The organism is Curtobacterium flaccumfaciens (genome assembly GCF_013359815.1).
Lineage (GTDB): Bacteria > Actinomycetota > Actinomycetes > Actinomycetales > Microbacteriaceae > Curtobacterium > Curtobacterium flaccumfaciens.
This window is the reverse complement of record NZ_JABMCF010000036.1, coordinates 284568-301809: the sequence shown is the minus strand read 5'-3', so window position 1 is coordinate 301809 and position 17242 is coordinate 284568. Positions and strand designations below refer to the sequence as shown.

General features: G+C 71.7%; 21 protein-coding genes and 1 riboswitch. Of the genes, 13 read left to right on the top strand and 8 right to left on the bottom strand.

Translation table 11 applies throughout. The annotated features are described in order from the left end of the window. Positions 1-129 precede the first annotated feature (129 nt). Positions 130-420: a hypothetical protein gene (locus tag HP445_RS09585; protein ID WP_128780954.1), complete on the top strand. Its 291-nt coding sequence runs from the start codon at positions 130-132 to the stop codon at positions 418-420. A gap of 41 nt (positions 421-461) precedes the next feature. On the opposite strand, the gene HP445_RS09580 is transcribed toward HP445_RS09585, so the two are convergent. Beyond that, a complete protein-coding gene (locus HP445_RS09580; RefSeq protein ID WP_128780955.1) occupies positions 462-929 on the bottom strand; it encodes an MSMEG_6728 family protein in 468 nt (155 codons plus the stop codon). Positions 930-1017: 88 nt separating this feature from the next. Between HP445_RS09580 and HP445_RS09575 the strand changes: the two genes are divergently transcribed. Next, positions 1018-1614, top strand: coding sequence for an NAD(P)H-dependent oxidoreductase (locus tag HP445_RS09575; RefSeq protein WP_042538253.1), 597 nt, complete (start codon positions 1018-1020; stop codon positions 1612-1614). 192 nt (positions 1615-1806) lie between these two features. Here the strand turns inward: HP445_RS09575 and aroQ are convergent, their stop codons facing one another. Further along, positions 1807-2250: a type II 3-dehydroquinate dehydratase gene (aroQ, locus tag HP445_RS09570; protein WP_128780956.1), complete on the bottom strand. Its 444-nt coding sequence runs from the start codon at positions 2248-2250 to the stop codon at positions 1807-1809. A 143-nt stretch (positions 2251-2393) separates the two neighbouring features. Between aroQ and HP445_RS09565 the strand changes: the two genes are divergently transcribed. Both HP445_RS09565 and HP445_RS09560 read left to right on the top strand, forming a co-directional pair. Beyond that, on the top strand, positions 2394-4064 hold the full coding sequence (locus HP445_RS09565) for a sodium:solute symporter family protein (RefSeq protein ID WP_071405106.1): 1671 nt from the start codon (positions 2394-2396) through the stop codon (positions 4062-4064). Positions 4065-4086: 22 nt separating this feature from the next. Beyond that, positions 4087-4422, top strand: coding sequence for a hypothetical protein (locus tag HP445_RS09560; RefSeq protein ID WP_027466303.1), 336 nt, complete (start codon positions 4087-4089; stop codon positions 4420-4422). A gap of 218 nt (positions 4423-4640) precedes the next feature. Here HP445_RS09560 and HP445_RS09555 read toward each other — a convergent pair whose 3' ends face one another. Next, a complete protein-coding gene (locus tag HP445_RS09555) occupies positions 4641-5171 on the bottom strand; it encodes a hypothetical protein (protein WP_128780957.1) in 531 nt (176 codons plus the stop codon). Positions 5172-5265: 94 nt separating this feature from the next. On the opposite strand from HP445_RS09555, the gene HP445_RS09550 reads away from it, so the two are divergent. The 3 genes from HP445_RS09550 (at position 5266) to HP445_RS09540 (ending at position 7092) form a co-directional block, all read left to right on the top strand. Then, the gene (locus HP445_RS09550) at positions 5266-5682 is read left to right on the top strand and encodes a VOC family protein (protein WP_128780958.1); all 417 of its coding nucleotides are present in this window, start codon (positions 5266-5268) and stop codon (positions 5680-5682) included. Positions 5683-5719: 37 nt separating this feature from the next. Beyond that, positions 5720-6340: a DNA-3-methyladenine glycosylase I gene (locus HP445_RS09545; RefSeq protein ID WP_128780959.1), complete on the top strand. Its 621-nt coding sequence runs from the start codon at positions 5720-5722 to the stop codon at positions 6338-6340. Between the two features lie 71 nt (positions 6341-6411). Then, complete coding sequence (locus HP445_RS09540) at positions 6412-7092, top strand: DJ-1/PfpI family protein (protein ID WP_128780960.1); 681 nt, start codon at positions 6412-6414, stop codon at positions 7090-7092. Positions 7093-7251: 159 nt separating this feature from the next. On the opposite strand, the gene HP445_RS09535 is transcribed toward HP445_RS09540, so the two are convergent. Continuing rightward, positions 7252-7722 carry a GNAT family N-acetyltransferase gene (locus HP445_RS09535; protein ID WP_111038132.1) on the bottom strand — a complete coding sequence of 157 codons (471 nt, stop codon included), beginning with the start codon at positions 7720-7722 and terminating at the stop codon, positions 7252-7254. Then, the gene (locus tag HP445_RS09530) at positions 7719-8552 is read right to left on the bottom strand and encodes a LysR family transcriptional regulator substrate-binding protein (protein WP_164941207.1); all 834 of its coding nucleotides are present in this window, start codon (positions 8550-8552) and stop codon (positions 7719-7721) included. The genes HP445_RS09535 and HP445_RS09530 overlap by 4 nt, the downstream gene beginning before the upstream one ends. 33 nt (positions 8553-8585) lie before the next feature. Here HP445_RS09530 and HP445_RS09525 point away from each other — a divergent pair, with 33 nt between their 5' ends. Further along, the gene (locus HP445_RS09525; protein ID WP_017888549.1) at positions 8586-8975 is read left to right on the top strand and encodes a DUF5997 family protein; all 390 of its coding nucleotides are present in this window, start codon (positions 8586-8588) and stop codon (positions 8973-8975) included. Between the two features lie 40 nt (positions 8976-9015). Next, positions 9016-9522, top strand: coding sequence for a hypothetical protein (locus HP445_RS09520; protein ID WP_017888550.1), 507 nt, complete (start codon positions 9016-9018; stop codon positions 9520-9522). 49 nt (positions 9523-9571) lie between these two features. Here HP445_RS09520 and HP445_RS09515 read toward each other — a convergent pair whose 3' ends face one another. Both HP445_RS09515 and HP445_RS09510 read right to left on the bottom strand, forming a co-directional pair. Next, positions 9572-10021, bottom strand: a complete 450-nt coding sequence (locus tag HP445_RS09515) for a phage holin family protein (RefSeq protein WP_128780962.1) — start codon at positions 10019-10021, stop codon at positions 9572-9574. A 174-nt stretch (positions 10022-10195) separates the two neighbouring features. Continuing rightward, on the bottom strand, positions 10196-11671 hold the full coding sequence (locus HP445_RS09510) for an MFS transporter (RefSeq protein ID WP_128780963.1): 1476 nt from the start codon (positions 11669-11671) through the stop codon (positions 10196-10198). 128 nt (positions 11672-11799) lie between these two features. On the opposite strand from HP445_RS09510, the gene HP445_RS18940 reads away from it, so the two are divergent. Beyond that, positions 11800-12366, top strand: a complete 567-nt coding sequence (locus HP445_RS18940; RefSeq protein ID WP_128780964.1) for a TetR/AcrR family transcriptional regulator — start codon at positions 11800-11802, stop codon at positions 12364-12366. Positions 12367-12375: 9 nt separating this feature from the next. Beyond that, a complete protein-coding gene (locus HP445_RS19165; protein WP_027466312.1) occupies positions 12376-12903 on the top strand; it encodes an Lrp/AsnC family transcriptional regulator in 528 nt (175 codons plus the stop codon). 15 nt (positions 12904-12918) lie between these two features. On the opposite strand, the gene HP445_RS09495 is transcribed toward HP445_RS19165, so the two are convergent. Beyond that, the gene (locus HP445_RS09495) at positions 12919-13350 is read right to left on the bottom strand and encodes a GNAT family N-acetyltransferase (RefSeq protein ID WP_027466313.1); all 432 of its coding nucleotides are present in this window, start codon (positions 13348-13350) and stop codon (positions 12919-12921) included. 111 nt (positions 13351-13461) lie between these two features. Between HP445_RS09495 and HP445_RS09490 the strand changes: the two genes are divergently transcribed. Beyond that, complete coding sequence (locus HP445_RS09490) at positions 13462-14808, top strand: hypothetical protein (protein ID WP_175330800.1); 1347 nt, start codon at positions 13462-13464, stop codon at positions 14806-14808. 87 nt (positions 14809-14895) lie between these two features. Then, complete coding sequence (locus tag HP445_RS09485) at positions 14896-16749, top strand: LAVTG motif-containing sortase-dependent surface protein (RefSeq protein ID WP_128780965.1); 1854 nt, start codon at positions 14896-14898, stop codon at positions 16747-16749. A gap of 294 nt (positions 16750-17043) precedes the next feature. Then, a riboswitch (FMN riboswitch) is annotated at positions 17044-17178 on the top strand. Positions 17179-17242: the final 64 nt, after the last annotated feature.

The window sequence follows — 17242 nt, the reverse complement described above, 5'->3', positions numbered from 1 at the left end:
CGACGTTCCCCCTGTCGTCGTGTCCCGCCGTACACCGCGATCCCGCCGTGGGTCGACGTCCGCACCCCTGAGCGGCGTCGGTTCCCCTGCAGCCCACGGCGGGATCCGGTTCCCCGGTAGCGTCGTCGCATGCCCTCGTACCGTGCGACCCTGGCGATCGGTGCCCTCGCACCCGGCACCGCCCCGGACGCCGTCCTGCCCGCCGCGGCCGCCCTCGTGCGCGAACACGCCGTGGTCGAGGCCGAGGACGTCCGGCTGCTCCGTGGTGTCCCCTGTGCCGTCGTGCGCTTCGAGGCCGAGGACGACCGTGCCGCCGCGGCCGTCCGCGACGCCGCAGTCGACGGGCTGCGGGACGTGGTCGAGATCCGCTCCGACGTCGTCACCCGGCGCGAGCGTGGTCGCTGGATCCCGGTCGCCTGACAGCCAGGCAGTCGCCTGACCGCCGGGCGGTCGCCTGACGGTCAGGCGCTGTGCGTCGCCGGTTCGGGCGTCCCCGGCCAGACGTAGTCCAGGTCGTCCGGCACGTCCGGGAACAGCTCCCGGTAGTGCTCCGGCGCCTTCTGCACGAGCTTCGAGCGGTGCGAGACGTGCAGGGCCTCGTCGTCGTTCCACGGCGGGACCGGCACGTCGCCGCGCTCGTACGCCGCCAGGTCCTCCGGCACGCGGCCCAGGTCGAGCAGGGTCTTCTCGAGACACGTGTCGGCGTACCCGCGCTCGGCCCAGACGCGGCACGTGGCCTCCTGGTACGCCATCAGCGCCGGACGGTAGCCACGCCACATCGCCGTCACCGGGTGGTGCTGCCAGCCGTAGCCGGGGAGCGTCAGCGCGCGCATCACCTGCAGGGTCTCGACCCGCTGCTTGCCGAGCCGCCGGTCATCGAGGACCTCGGCGGATGCCCGGAAGTCGGCGTACGGCAGGAAGGTCTGCATAGCGCGGACGCTACCCCGACCGACTGGCACCCGACACATGTCGTCACGAACGTGCCGCCCGCCCCGGCAGCGTGTGAGCATCGACCGCATGAGCGGAGAACTGGTCGTCGGCGTCAGTGGCAGCCCATCGGACCCCTCGCGGACCTCGACCCTGGTCGCGGCGACGGTGGCCCGGTTGGCCGAGGAGATCGACGGTGCCCGGACCGAGACGATCGAGATCGGCCCCCTGCTCGCCGACCTCGGAGCGGCCTCGGGTCGCGAGACGATGTCCGACCGCACCCGCCGGGCCCTCGAGACGGTGGAGGCCGCGGACGTGCTCGTCGTGGGCAGCCCGGCCTTCCGTGCGGCCTACTCCGGCGCCTTCAAGCTCTTCTTCGACTGGGTCGGCCAGTACGACCTCGTCGACACCCCGGTGCTCCTGACCGCCACCGGCGGCAGCGACCGGCACGCCCTGCTCGTCGAGCACCAGATGCGCCCGCTGTTCGGGTTCTTCCAGTCCACGACCCTGCCGCTCGGGGTGTTCGGCAACGAGCGCGACTTCACCAAGCGCGAGGGTGGCTACGACATCGCGAGCGTCGATCTCGAGCTCCGCATCGACCAGGCCGTGCGCCGGGCCGTGCCGCTCATCCGCGGCGGCTTCGCCACCGCCGGCCTGAACGACGTGCGGCGCCCCGCCGAGTTCTGATCCGCGCGCCCTGCACTTCCGGGCGTACCTGGTGGTTCCGGGCCTCCCTGGTCGAAAGTTCTCACCAGGTATGCCCGGAACCACCAGGCATCGCGCGTGCCATGGGAAGGAACGGGCGCGACCCAGCGTGACCAGCAGGCGGACTGGAGGCCCGTGGCGACGCCGCCACGGGCCTCCCTTCCGGTGGTTGGCTCAGCCGAGCAGGGACGCGACGTGTGCGACCGCCAGGCGGTAGCCGTCGGCGCCCGCGCCGGCGATGACCGCCGTCGCGGCGGTGGCGACGTGGTCGACGTGGCGGAACGGCTCGCGCTTCCACGTGTTCGACAGGTGCACCTCGACGACGGGGACCCACAGGGCCTCCACCGCGTCGTGCAGCGCGACCGAGGTGTGCGCGTAGGCGGCGGGGTTGATGACGACCGCGGCGAAGTCGTCGAGGGCCTCGTGCAGCCACTCGACCAGCTCGCCCTCGCGGTTCGTCTGGCGGAAGTCGGCCTCGAGCCCGTGCACGGCCGCCTCGGTGTGCACGATCGCCTCGATCTCGGCGAGCGTCACGGTGCCGTACTGCTCCGGGTCGCGGCGCCCGAGGATGTCGAGGTTCGGGCCGTTGAGGACGAGGATGCGCGACGCGTTGGTCATGGGCCGAGCGTAGCGAACCGGGGGGAGCGGTGCGCGGCTCGGACGATGCATGTGCTGGCTATGTGAACGGTCACAAATCGGTGTAACGTCTCCGTCCGGGTCGGCAGAGTTGTCGACTGCAACACACTGACGTGGAGATGTGAATGGTTCTCGCTGCAGCGAACGAAGGGATCCGGCTCGACTTGGGCTGGGTCGACTACCTGATGATCATCGTGTACTTCGCGGTCGTCATCGGGATCGGGTTCACCGCCCGCAAGCAGGTCCGGACGAGCATGGACTTCTTCCTGTCCGGCCGCTCGATGCCGGCGTGGATCACGGGCCTGGCGTTCGTGTCCGCGAACCTCGGTGCCACCGAGATCCTCGGCATGGCGGCCAACGGTGCCCAGATCGGCATGGCCACCCTGCACTACTACCTCGTCGGCGCCGTGCCCGCGATGGTGTTCCTCGGCCTCGTGATGATGCCGTTCTACTACGGCTCGAAGGTCCGCTCCGTGCCGGAGTTCATGCTGCGCCGCTTCGGCAAGGCGCCGCACCTGGTGAACGCGATCGCGTTCGCGGTGTCGAACGTGCTCATCGCGGGCATCAACCTGTACGCGATGGCCATCGTCATCGAGGCCATGCTCGGCTGGCCGGAGTGGCTGGCGATCATCGTCTCCGCCGGCTTCGTGCTCGTCTACATCACCCTCGGCGGGCTCTCGAGCGCGATCTACAACGAGGTCATGCAGTTCTTCGTGATCATCGCCGGGCTCATCCCGCTGACGATCGTCGGTCTGCACCGCGTCGGCGGCTGGGACGGCCTGTCGAAGGCCATCACCGAGACCCAGGGCGTGCAGCACCTGCAGGCCTGGGCCGGCACCGGCTTCGGTGACGTCACCAACCCGATCGGCGCCAACTGGCTCGCCATCGTGCTCGGCCTGGGCTTCGTGCTCGGCTTCGGCTACTGGACCACGAACTTCACCGAGGTGCAGCGCGCGTTCTCGGCGAAGAACATGTCCGCGGCCCGCCGCACCCCGCTCATCGCCGCGATCCCGAAGCTCTTCATCCCGGCCATCGTCGTGATCCCGGGCCTCATCGCCGCGGCCGTCGTGGGCAACCAGTTCGCCGACGGCACGCTGACCTACAACGACGCGATCCCGAAGCTCATCCAGATGTACCTGCCGACCGGTGTGCTCGGCATCGCGGTGACCGGTCTGCTGGCGTCCTTCATGGCTGGCATGGCGGCGAACGTCTCGTCGTTCAACACCGTCTTCACCTACGACATCTGGCAGCGCTACATCCGCCCGAACATGCCCGACCTGCACTACCTGAAGACCGGCCGCTGGGTCACCGTCGTCGGCGTCGTGGTCGGCATCGCGACCGCGTTCATCGCGGCCCAGGCGTCGAACATCATGACGTACATGCAGACGCTGTTCTCGTTCTTCAACGCACCGCTGTTCGCCGTGTTCATCCTCGGCCTGCTGTGGAAGCGCATGACGACGCAGGGTGCGCTCTGGGGGTACGTCCTCGGCATCGTGACCCCGACGATCACCTGGATCGCCTACCTGGTCAACCCGGACCTGTTCGCCACCGCGACCGCGGAGACCCTGTACGGCGCGATCATCTCGTTCGTCACCGTGCTGGTCGTCGGCTTCGTCGTCTCGATGCTCACCAAGCCGAAGGACGAGAAGGAGCTCGGGGGACTCGTCTACGGCGTGGGCAAGATCGACCTGCACGGCGACTCGGTCGCGACGGACACCGCCTGGTACCGCTCGCCCGCACTGCTCGGCACCGTCGCGCTCGTCCTGTGCGTCGTCCTGTACCTCCCGTTCCTCTGATCCGCGAAGGAGACCACTTCTCATGAGTGACACCACCACCCCCGGCGCGATGACCGAGGAGCAGAAGGCAGCCCTCGTCCGCTCCACCCGCCGACTCGACCTGCGCCGCATCCTCGGCGGCCTGTTCGTCCTGTACGGCGTGATCACGACCATCGTCGGGATCGTGCACTGGAACACCGACCCCGAGAAGACCGGCGGGATCCACATCAACCTGTGGGTCGGGATCTCGCTGCTCGTCGGCGGCGGCCTGTTCTTCCTCTGGGACCGCCTGAACCCGGTGCCCGCCGAGGACATCATCGGCCAGGCCGAGGCCGAGTCGCACCAGCGTGCCGCGGGCGAGGGGCGCGAGCTGGCCTGAGGCTGCTTTGGTCGGGCGTCCCCGGCCTGACGCGGAACGACGAAGTCGCTGTCGGACGACAGCGACTTCGTCGTTTCCGGCCGCGGCGGCCGGCGCCTTGACCGGGGCCGAGCGTTGCGGGTAGCATTGATATGTCGATCGGGTGCTGCTCGGTCGAAAGTGAGCCCCGGAGCATCCTGCAGCCAGCGCGGGACCGGGGTTTTGCGCTGTCCGGACCGTCACTCGGCCCGCACGACCTCCAATCGCACGTGCTCGCTCTCGGCGCCGTGCACGTGCATCCCGCAGGCGATGTCGGCGAGTGACAACAGCGGCTCCACACCGCCTCGGACGTGTTCGTACTGCAACTCTGCGCCGAGGCCCCGACCGCGGAGCGACTCCATCATCGAAGCATCACTCGCGTCGCGTGACGGCCCGCGCGACTCGAAGACCACGCGACTGACTCCTCGCTGATCGAGCTCCCAAGCAAGGCGCTCCAGGCACCGCCTGCGACGGCGTTCCGTCCGGGCCGGATGACCGGCGTAACGGACGACGACGATGGCGACGGCATGCCGCAGGAGGTCGAGCCATGAGAGTCGCTGTTCTCCGAGTGCCTCGTACCAGTGCAGCTTCCGCATCCGCCGAGGGGTCGCCCGTCGAACCGCCTCGCGGGCTTCGTCCTCGCCGTTGATCCGCATGATCACCGCAGCGAGGACGTACGCAGTGTGGTCCCGTCCACCACCGGGTTCTGACTCGTCCACGTACGCCCGCATCCGGCCAGCATATTGTGTACCGGTTGGTTCCCCCGCGAAACGGTTGCGCGCTGGTCCGGGTGGGTCCAGGTTGAGCGTGACGAAAGGAACCGCCATGGACACGATGGTCTTCATCAACCTGCCCGTCACGGACCTCGAGCGCTCGAAGGCGTTCTACGAGGCACTCGGGTACTCGATCAACCCGGCCTTCAGCGACGACACCGCGGCGTGCGTGGTGGTGTCCGACACGATCTCCGTGATGATCCTGACGACGGCGAAGTTCGCCGAGTTCACCGACAAGACGATCGCCGACACCGACACGATCGAGGTCATCAACTCGCTCAGCGCCCCGTCGAAGGAGGACGTCCACCGCGTCGTCGACGCCGCGGTTGCTGCCGGCGGCACCGAGGACCGCCCGGAGATGGACCTCGGCTTCATGTACCAGCGGAGCTTCACCGATCCGGACGGACACCGCTGGGAGTACGTGTGGATGGACGAGCAGGCGACGCAGGACGGCCCGCCCGCCGAGTGAGTGATCGGCTGTCGGCGGCGCCCGCCAGGATGGTCGCATGAGCACCGAGCCCGTCGACGCCCCGCCCGTGCCCGACCTCGTCACCGGCGACGACGGCCTCGCCCGGCCGGTCTGGGCGTCGTCGGACGAGCTCCTGCGCGACTACTACGACACCGAGTGGGGCATGCCCGTCCATGACGAACGCGGGGTGTTCGAGCGGCTCTCGCTCGAGGCGTTCCAATCCGGTCTGTCGTGGCGCACGATCCTCGCCAAACGACCGGCGTTCCGGGCCGCCTTCGCCGACTTCGACGCCGACACCGTCGCGGCCTTCGGCGAGGACGACGTCGCACGGCTGATGGCCGACGCCGGGATCGTGCGGAACCGCGCGAAGATCCTCGCGACGATCACCAACGCGAACGCCACGATCGCCCTGCGGCAGGACGGCGGGCTCGCCGACTTCGTGTGGTCGTTCCGGCCGGCGACCACGCCCGAGCCACGGTCCGCCGCCGAGGTCCCGACGAAGTCGGACGAGTCCCTCGCCCTGTCGAAGGCGCTGCGGAAGCGCGGCTTCGCCTTCGTCGGTCCGACCACGATGTACGCCCTGATGGAAGCGCTCGGTATCGTCGACACCCACCTGATGGGCAGCCACCGGCGCGGGACGTCCGGCGTCTGGAGCTGACAGGCGAGTCGAGCCCCGCCCAGGAACACGAGCAGGCACGCGAACGAGAACGCCGGGACTATGGTCACGACATGGCCGACGACATCCGGATCGCGTTCCTGCTGTTCCCGCACCTGACCCAGCTCGACCTGACCGGTCCGGCACAGGTCCTCAGCCGCGTGCCCGGCGCACGCGTCGAGTACGTCGCGGCGACGCTCGACCCGGTGCCGAGCGACTGCGGCTTGGCGCTCGTCCCCACCGTGACGATCAGGGATGCAGGCCCCGCGGACGTGCTCGTGGTGCCCGGTGGTGACGGTGCCTTCGACGCGATGCTCGACCCGGACGTCGTGGCCTTCGTGCGGCGCCAGGCCGAGCACGCGACGTGGATCACCTCGGTCTGCACCGGCGCCTTCGTGCTCGGCGCCGCGGGGCTGCTCGCCGGCAGACGCGCGACCACCCACTGGGCCTCGAAGCCGATGCTCGAGGCCTTCGGCGCGCAGCCGGTGGACGCCCGGATCTCCCGGGACGGAGCCGTCGTCACCGCCGCCGGGGTGAGCGCGGGCATCGACATGGCGCTGTGGCTCGCGGCCGAGCTCGCTGGACGGCCCGCTGCCGAGGCGATCCAGTTGCAGATCGAGTACGACCCGCAACCGCCGTTCGACCACGGATCGGCCGAGCGCGCCGACGCCGTCGTCGTCACGCGGGCCCGCGCGGCAGCCGAGGAATCGCGCGGCGCGAGGGTGACCCGCGCCGCCGCAGCCGTCCTGCGCTGACGCGGACCTTCACACGGTCACGAATCCCCGCTGGTGTCCGCCGAGTGGTCACGACACGTCGTTCCGGGCGCGGCCAGTCGACACTTCGTGACCGCTCGGGGCCCTGAACGCGGGGTGTTGTGACCGGGCGGCGCCCCGCGCCGCCGCAGCCGTCCTGCGCTAGACCAGCGGCTTCCGCATCTGCGCCGACGTCACCTGGTACCCGAGCGCCGCGTAGAGCTCCTGCGCCCCGGTGTTGTAGCCGAACACGTTCAGCCCGATGCTCGTCGCGCCGTGTTCCGCAGCGGCGCGATGCCCGAGCTCGAGCGCCCGCCGTGCGTGCCCGCGGCGCCGGTGTGCCTCGTCGATCTCGACGTTGAACACCCACCAGTCGGTGCTCCCCGGCGTGAGCGGTCCGATCCACAGGTACCCGATGACGGTGTCGTCCTGGTCGGTGACGTCCCACACGAGGTGCCCGTCAGCGGGGGACCCGCCCGGGAACCAGCGGTCCCGTGACTGCTGCTCGTTCGCCTCGGCCTGCTCGCGGGTCTCGCCCGCCTGCATCCGCGACTCGACGTACTCGGCCATCGTGCGCTGGAGCCAGGCCGGGAGGCGCGTGGCCGGCATCAGTGCCAGCCGCGTGTCCGTCATCGGTTGCCCTTGGAACCCCGGCTCGGCTTGCCGCGCATCTTGCCGCGTCCGGGTGTCGGCCCCTTGCCGGTGTTGGACTTCTTGCCGGCGCCGGACTTGCCGCTGCCGGGTGACTTGGCCTTGGCCTTGCCGCCGGCGCCCGCGGCGCCGCCCTTGGAACCCGACGAACCCGACGCACCCGAACCGCCGGACCCACCCGACCCACCAGCCGCACCCTTGGCACCCGACCCGGCCTTGGCACCGCCACGAGCCGGACGTGAGTCGTCGTCGGCGTCGCGATCCGGGCCTCCTGGCTGGCGCGAACTGTTGGCGGTCCGCCCGCGCACCACGCCGATGAACTCCTCGGTGGTCTCGGTGGCGTCCTCGTCCCGCCAGACCAGCGCGATGCGCGTGCCCTCGGCGTCCATGAGCGGACGACCGACCAGGTCCTTGCGGCTGGCGGCGCGGAACAGTGATTGGGGGAGCACGACGACGCCGACGTTCGCCTCGACCAGGTCGAGCGATCCGTCGATGTCGGCCGGCACCGGACCGGCGTCGATCACGTGGACCTCGGCGTCGGCGAGGTCGACCTCGGCGAGTTCAGCGAGGGGGGAGTCCTTGGGCATCGCGACGACGGCCGTCTCGGTCCAGAGCGGGATGGCGTTGTGCTGCTCGGACACGGGCATGCGTGCGAAGACCATGTCCGCCTCGCCGGCCAGCGTGTCGTCGACGTCGTCGGCGCCGATCGGGCGCAGCCGGAGTTCGACGGAGGGGAAGCGTTCCCGCCAGACACGGGCCCACTTTGCGGGGGAGACCCCCGGCACGAAGGCGATGGTGAGAGCCGCGGTCATGCACACGAGCATAGGGGCCGTACCCTTGTCCTCATGGCGCAGGAACAGACCATGAAGCCCGAGACGGCTGCGAAGAAGCTCGGCATCTTGCTGACGGCGGCTCCGGAGTCCTTCCAGAGCGCTCCCCTCACGCGGACCGCCTTCGACGAGCTCCGCACCGAACCCCCGACCTGGCTCGAGGACCTCCGACGCGACGGCCCGCACCCGCGACCCGTCGTGGCGCAGAAGCTCGGCATCTCCATCTCCGGCCTGAGCCGTGCGGGGATCGACGACGCACTGACGACGGCGGACATCAAGACGCTGCTCGAGCAGAAGCCCGAGTGGCTCGTCCGTGAGCGTGCGACGCAGGCCGCCGTGCACGCCGAGAACGCCCGTGTGAAGCAGGAGCGCGCCGCCAAGGCCGCTGCCCGCGCCGAGGACTGACCCCACCCCGCACCACTCCGCCGCACCGAGGACGCCCCACGTGCACGAGACCGTCGCCGACGCCATGCTCGTCGTGCCGCAGTTCGCGTCCGTGTGCTGCATCGTCGGTGACCGCTACCGACCGCGCCCGGGCGTGATCGTGCCGGCGGGCGTGATGCTCGTCGCGATGCTCATGCCCGTCGTCGACGCCGGAGCGGTGTGGACCCTGTTCGCCGCGACCCTCCTGCTCCTGCTCGCGCCGTTGCCCGTGATGCGTCGCCGCCGCGCCGACGGTCGCCGCGCGGAGCCGATGGACGTCCACCGCGCGCTCTCCGCCGTCGTGATGGCGGGGATGCTGCTGATGGGCCACGCCTCGGGTGTCGCCGGCGACCACGCAGGGCACGGCATCGCGCTGTCCGCGGTGCTCGGCGCCGGTGTGATCGGCTACTGCGCGTTCAGCGGCTGGCTGCTCCGGTACGAGTGGGGCCGCGAGGACCGGCGGGCCGTCCGCAGCGGCGAGGTCTTCGCGATGACCGTCGCCGTGGTCGGCATGACCCTGGCGATGTAGCGGAGCGCGCGCTGGCGGTCGCGGCCCCGCAGCCGGTCCGTCGGGTCCGTCAGTCGCGTGCGGCGCTGTCCGTCGGGGCGTCCGCCGCCTGCATCACCCGCTGCTTCGCCGCCTGGATCGTGTCCTTCGGCACCGGCGGCACACCCCGCCGGATCCCGCGCAGGCCGACGACGAACAGGATCGCGGTCACGATCGCGAACACGACGAAGGTGATCCCGGTCGCCGCCCACAGCGGCAGCGCGAGCGCGAGCAGCGCCACCGCGAAGCCGGCAAGCGCGACCAGGGTCGTCAGGGCGAACCCGACAGCGACACCGGTGAGCACCAGCCCGGTCTTCGCACCGCTCGCGCGCTCGCCGATCTCGCGCCGCGCCGAGGCGACCTCCTCGCGCACGGCGCGCAGCACCGGCTCGAGGGCCTTCTGCACGAGTCCGGCGGTCACGGTGTCGCGGAACGACGGCCGTCCGGGAGCGGTCGTGTCGTCGTGGTCGGTGCTGCTCATGGGGTCTCCTGTCCGGGCGCGGCGGTCCGCGTCCCCTGACAGGACGCGACCGGTCCGATGATCGTCACGCTGACTCGCGTGCGCCCGGTGCGTTCCCAGGTTGCGCAACGGACGGGAGGCCCGCCCCGCGTCGTCGACGCTGGACGGGCCTCTCGGGTGGTCGGGCCCACGGCCCTACTCGGCGACCTCCTCGAGGTCGTCGATCCCACGGGCGGCGGCCGCTGCGCGGCGGGCACGCATGGACGGCGCGGCGACGGCGGCGAGCACGGCCACGACCGCCACACCGGTGCACGCCCAGAACCCGATGGTGAAGGCGTCGTCGGTCGGCAGTCCCTGCGGCGTGCTGTGCGAGGTGATCAGCGCGGCGATGACGGCGGTGCCGACGCTCGAGCCGATGGTGCGGACGACCGTGTTGGCGCTGATGGCCTCACCGGTCTGGTTCGCGGGGACGCTCTCGATGATCGCGTTCGAGCAGGCGGCGAGGGCCATGCCGATGCCGATGCCGGTCAGGATGCCGGAGGCCACCACCTGCCACAGCTCGGCGTGTGCGATCGCCGGCAGCACGAACGCGGCGACGATGGCGAATCCGCCGATGAGCATCGGCGGCTTGGGGCCGACCTTGCGCACCAGGATGCCCGCGATCGGCCCGGCGACGACCATCATCACGACGGTCGGCAGCAGGAAGAGACCGGCCTGGGTGACGTCCTTGCCGAAGCCGTAGCCGAGCGCCGTCGGGAGCTGCAGCAGCGTCGGCACGAGGACGAAGGTGCCGAACATCGCGAACCCGAAGACGAGTGCGACGACGTGGGCGGTCCAGACGCCACGGACCGCGAAGAGCCGGACGTCGATGAGCGGCTCGGCGACCCGGAGCTCGACCAGGACGAACACGACCAGTGCGACGGCGCCGAGGACCAGCAGGCCGATGGTCTTGCCGTCGCCCCAGCCCCAGGTCTCACCTTCGCTGACGGCGAGCAGGATGGCGACGAGCGACACCGCGAGGATGAACGTGCCGGCCATGTCCAGGCGGCCGGGCTTCCGCACCGGGGACTCCGGCATCCCGAAGACCGCGCCGAGCAGTGCGATGACGACGAGCACGGCGGGGAGCCAGAACAGCCAGTGCCAGGACAGGTGCTCGACGATGGGCCCGGCCGCGACGATGCCGACACCGGCACCGATGCCGAAGATCGCCGACAGCAGGCCGATCGTGACGCTGACCTTCTCCTTCGGCAGCTCGTCACGGACGATGCCGATCGACAGCGGCATCACGGCTCCGGCGGCACCCTGCAGCGCGCGCCCGACGATCAGCACGCCGAGGTTCGGTGCGAGGGCGGCGAGCACGGCACCGACGAGCAGGATCGACAGCACGACGATCAGGACCTTGCGCTTGCCGATCATGTCGCCGAGGCGACCGAGGATCGGCGTGAGCACCGAGGCGGAGAGCAGGTAGGCGGTGAGCACCCAGCTCGTCGCGCTGGTGGAGGCGCCGAGGTCCTGCCCGATGGTCGAGAGCGCCGGGGCGACCAGCGACTGCAGGACCGCGAAGGACAGGCCGCCGAGGGACAGGTAGACGATGATCGCCGTGCTGTTCGGACGGCGCCCGTCGGTGGTGGGGTGCGAGCCGGTCCGTGGGCTCTGCATGGTGTCGGTCATCGTGCTCCGTGTCGTCGTGGTCGTCGTGGCCGTCGATGTAAACAATTGCTGACATGACGAGCGTACGCGCTCGGTCGAGCATGTCAACGCTTGCTTACATCCCTGTGAGGACCGCTAGGCTGCCCTCCATGAGCAAGGACGCCGCGGCCACCCGACTCCTGCTCGTGCAGGCCGCCCGGCGTCGGTTCGCCTTCGACGGGTACCGCGCGACGACGGTGCGCGACATCGCCGGGGACGCCGGGGTGAACGTCGCCCTGATCAACCGGTACTTCGGTTCGAAGGAGGGGCTCTTCCGCGCCTGCCTCGACCGGGTCGTCCGCGACCTGGGGGCCGAGGAGACCAGCCAGCACGGCCTCGAACGGGCGCTGACCGGCATCATCACGCACATCGTGCGCGCCCCGACCGACGACGACTCCCTGCAGCTGATGCTCCTGCTCCGGTCCTCCGGCGACGACGGCGCCGATGCCATCCGCCGTGAGACGCTGCGCCGGTACGCCGAACGGCTCGCGGGCACGGTCGGCGGCGCTGGTTCCGAGGAGCTGCTCGTCCGCGCCGAGATCGCGCTGGCCGTGGTGCTCGGGATGTCGATGCTCCGGCAGTCCACCGCGGTGGAACCGCTGGCATCCGCCGACGACGCCGTCGTGTCGGCGGCGCTCGAGGACGCCCTCCGCGCCCTGCTCGCGCCGCCGCGGTAGCGTCGAGCCGTGTCCGACCGTCCCGCACGTCGCCCCGACCCCGCTCCGCGCCTCGACGAGGTCGACGAGCGCATCCTCTGGACCCTGTCGGCCGACGCCCGGATCCCGAACAACCGGCTCGCGGCCGCCGTCGGCATCGCGCCGTCGACCTGCCTGGCACGGGTCCGTGCGCTCGAGGACGCCGGGGTGATCCGCGGCTACCGGGCCGAGGTGGACGTCGCCCGGCTCGGGTTCTCGATCGAGGCGATGGTGTCCGTCCGGGTGCACGCAGCGGCCCGCCACGAACTGCGGGACTTCGCCAAGCGCCTGCTGCGGGTGCCCGTCGTGCAGGACGTGTCGTTCCTGGCGGGGGACAAGGACTTCCTCGTGCACATCGCGTGCGAGTCGACCGAGCAGCTCCGGGACTTCGTCGCCGACGAGCTGAGCGGTGACCCCTCGGTGGCGACGACGCAGACGAACATCGTGTTCGAACGCCTCGTCGCCGACCGGGCCACGCAGGGCCGCTCGTTCGACGAACTGCGGCGCTGGCGGGCCTGACGCGCGGAACCCGGGTCAGCGCTTCCGGGTCATCGGGATGTGCGGGATGCGGTCCTCCAGGTACTCGTCGCCCGAGCGCACGAATCCGAACCGGCCGTACCACTGCTCCAGGTGCGACTGGGCGCCGAGGGCGATGCTCGGCGAGCGGGATTCGGCGATCGCGGCCTCCATGAGCTGCGCGCCGAGCCCCTGGCCGCGGGCGTGCTTCGCGGTGGCGACCCGGCCGATGCGCTCGGTGCCGTCGGGCTCGCGGAGCAGGCGGAGCGTCGCGTCCACCGAACCGTTGCCGGCCCAGAACTGCACGGTGCCCGGCTCGAGGTCTCGGCCGTCGATGTCGCCGTACGCGGCTTCCTGCTCGACGACGAAGACGTCCTGGCGGAGCCGCAGGATCTCGTGCAGCGTGACGATGTCCAGGTTGCGGGTCGGAGCGTTGAAGATCGAGACCACGGACGGCCCTTCCTGAGAATTTCTTCCGAAACGGGGTGTGTTCCGGACCGGATCGGCGTACATTGCCGGTCAACCACTCTACGTGCGCAGCCGAGATCAGGAGGTGAGCGCATGGACCACCCGTTGCGCGCACCCTGGCGCGCCGCACTCCGCATCGTCCTGCTGGGCGTCGGGACCCTCGCCGCCCTCGTGCTGCTGTCCCTGCTCCTCGGCGCGCGACCGGCCTCCGCCGCGACGGCCTCCGCCGCGACGGCCTCGGCCGCGACGACCTCCGCCGCACCGACCGAGCAGCGCGGACTCGTCGGCAGCGTCGTCGACGGCGTCGGCGGCACCGTGCAGGGCGTGACCGGTGAGGTCGGCAAGGTCGTCGGCGGCGTGACGGATCCCGTCCGCAAGGCCGTGGCACCTGCACCTGCACCTGCACCTGCTGCGCCCGCTCCGGCCCCCGCGCCCGCACCTGCTCCGGTGCCCGCAGCGCCCGCACCGGCACCCGCAGCCCCCGCTCCGGCTCCCGCAGCCCCCGCGCCGTCGAGCCCCGCTCCGGTCGCGACCACCCCGGCTGCCGAGCCCTCCACGACCGCCCCGGCGGCCGCGCCGGCCACGCGCCCGGTGCGACAGGTCGTCGACCAGGTGACCAGTGCCTCCCGGCCGGTCACCGACACCGTCGCGAACGTCCTGCGCCCCGTCACCGGCACCGTGGAACGCGTCACCGACGCGCGCCCCGTGACCGCCGTCGTCGACACCGTCGACGACGTGGTCGGCAGCGTCCCGGTGGTCGGCACGGTCCTCGGCGACGACACCCTCGGCACCGTCACCGGTCCGGTCAGGGGCCTGGTCGACGACACGCTCGGCTCGGTCGGCACGACCGTCGGCACCGTCCCCGACGTGGTCGAGGGCGTCGTCCCGTCCGTCGGCGGCACGCTGCCAGGAGGCACTGCGCCCGTCGTCGACGTCCCCGCGCTCCCGGTGGGCGGCGGTTCGAACCCGTCCGCCGGGCCCGTCCCGTCGGTGCCGGTCGCGAACGCACCCGTCCGGCCCGGAACCGTCGCCCCGCAGGGCGCCACGGTGCTCACCGCACCCGCATCCGTACGCGTCGTCGCCGCCGATGCCGTGGGCGACCGCGCAGCCGGACTCCGCCCGTCGGAGCCCGTCGACGTAGCCGCCACGACGGCAACGGTCGGCCCGGTCGTCTCGGCCGTCGATGTGCAGGACGCGACCCTCGGCGGACATGCGCTGCTCGTCCCCGCGGACGGCGAGGGCCACGGGCTCCCGTTCGACGGAGCCGACGCCGGCGTGCTCGGTGGCAGTGCCTCCTCGACCTCCGGCGGCGCAGCAGCCGTCGGCATCGTCGGCTCGACCGACGACATCGTCTCCCTCGCCGCGGGGTCTCGCGGCACGCTCTCCGACGACGCGGTCCCCGCATCGGTCGTCGGCGAGCACGACGTCGCCCCTGACTGAGATCGGTGCGCCTGTCCGCCACGGCAGGCACGCACACATCCCGGCTGCGTCCGCGGTCGGTGACGATCTCGATCAGGGAGTACGACCATGAACAAGTACGTCTCCAGAGGGCTCTGGTTCGCCCTCTTCGTCGGCGGGCTCACGCTCGGCGGCACGGCTGCGGCGAACGCGGCCACGACATCCGGTGCCGACGGCACCGTCTCGGGCACCCAGGTGGCCCCTTCCGTGGACGCCCCGGTGTCCCTCGGCGGCAACGCGATCGCCGTGCTCGGCGACGCGGTGTCGACGGCGACCGGGTTCACGCCCGCCGCTCCGGCCCCGGCGCCTGCTCCGGCCACGACCGCTCCTGCCCCGAGCACCTCGGGCCAGGACGGCACGCTCTCGGGTACGCAGGTGGTGCCGGACGTCGCGGCCCCGGTGACGGTCGGCGGCAACGCCGTTGCCGTCGCCGGTGACGCGGTCTCGGCCGCCGCACCCGCGGCTGCTCCGGCGCCTGCTGCCCCCGCTTCGGCTCCTGCCGCTCCCGCTCCGAGCACCTCGGGCGAGGACGGCACCGCTTCCGGCACCCAGGTCGCTCCGGCCGTGACCGTCCCCGTGACGGTGTCCGGCAACGGGATCGGCGTCCTCGGCGACGGCACCTCGACGTCGACCGCCCCGGCGGCGGCGACACCGGCGCCGGCTGCCGAAGCCCCGTCGGCGCCCACCACCTCGGGCACCGACGGACTGCTCTCCGGCACCCAGGTGACCGGCCTGGTCGACGTCCCGGTGACGATCGGTGGCAACGGCATCGGTGTCCTCGGTGACGGAACCGCGACGGGCACGGCGCCCGCCGCGGGTTCGGGTACCGGGACCGCTCCGACGGCCGGTGGTACGACCTCGGGTTCGGACGGCACGGCCTCGGGCACGCAGGTGTCCCCGGTGGTCTCGATCCCGGTCACGGCGGCGGACAACGGCATCGGGCTGCTCGGGACGGGCACCGCGACGGGCACGGCGCCCGCCGCGGGCACGGGTACGGGTACCGGGACCGCTCCGGCGGCCGGTGGTTCGACCTCTGGTTCGGACGGCACGGCTTCGGGCACGCAGGTGTCCCCGGTCGTCGACGTCCCGGTGACGATCGGTGGCAACGGTATCGGCGTCCTCGGTGACGGCACGAGCACCGGCGGCGCCACGGCTCCGGCCACCGGCACGACGACCCCGGCGGCCGGTGGTTCGACCTCGGGTTCGGACGGCACGGCTTCGGGCACGCAGGTGTCCCCGGTCGTCGACGTCCCGGTGACGATCGGTGGCAACGGCATCGGCGTCCTCGGTGACGGCACGAGCACCGGCGGCGCCACGGCTCCGGCCACCGGCACCACGACCCCGACGACCGGCGGTTCGACCTCCGGCGACGGCGGCCTGCTCTCCGGCACCCAGGTCACCCCGGTGATCAGCCTGCCGATCACGATCGGCGGCAACGGGATCGGCATCGTCGGTGACGGCACCAGCACCACCCCCGGCACCGGCACGAACCCCGGGACCAACCCGGGCACGGACCCCGGCACCGACCCCGGTATGGACCCCGGTACCGACCCCGGTACGGACCCCGGTACCGACCCCGGTACGGACCCCGGTACGGACCCCGGTACCGACCCGGGCACCGTCCCCACCGACGGGACGGGCACCGACACCGGCACCACGCCCGGCACGGCGACCGTCCCGGTGGGCGTGGTCGGCGTCGTCGAGCCGACCCGGGCCTCCACTGCGGGTGTGGTGACCACCACGACCGCTGCCACCAGCGGGGTCCGCACCAGCGCCGGGACCGTCGCGGCAGCAGCCGCGGCCGGTGACGGCCAGCCGGAGCTCGCCTACACGGGAGCCGACTCACCGGTCCTGCCCGCCGGGTTCGCGCTCCTGCTGCTCCTCGCCGGAGCGGGCACGCTCGTGCTCCGTCGTCGGCACTGACCGGCGGATGATCGAGGGGCGTCACACCGTGGCGCCCCTCGTCACCGTGCCCGGGGGGTCGCGCACGGGCCGTGCGCGTCGGAACATGTGGGCGCATCGGATGCGTGTGCATGTTCCGACGGACCGCTCGTCGATCGACTCGTGCATCGTCGCAGTGCGGACGCGGGACGCGGACGCCGGACGTCGGACACCGCGGGCGCCACGTGCTCACCGTGCCCGGGGGAGACGCCCGGTTACGACGGCGCTGCCACCGTGGCGCGGCCGTCAGCGGCCTGGGGTATCGTTCCGACTACGCAAGCGCTCCGGGGTCGGTGTAATTCCGAGCCGGTGGTGACAGTCCACGAACTGATGACGGGTGCGAACCCGACAGAGGTTGACCCGGTGGGATTCCGGGACCGACGGTGAAAGTCCGGATGGGAGGCGCGCTGGGCGGACAGGACGACCCCACCACCCGTGGGGCGCGACCCGTCCGTCGATGCCGACGATCGTCGAA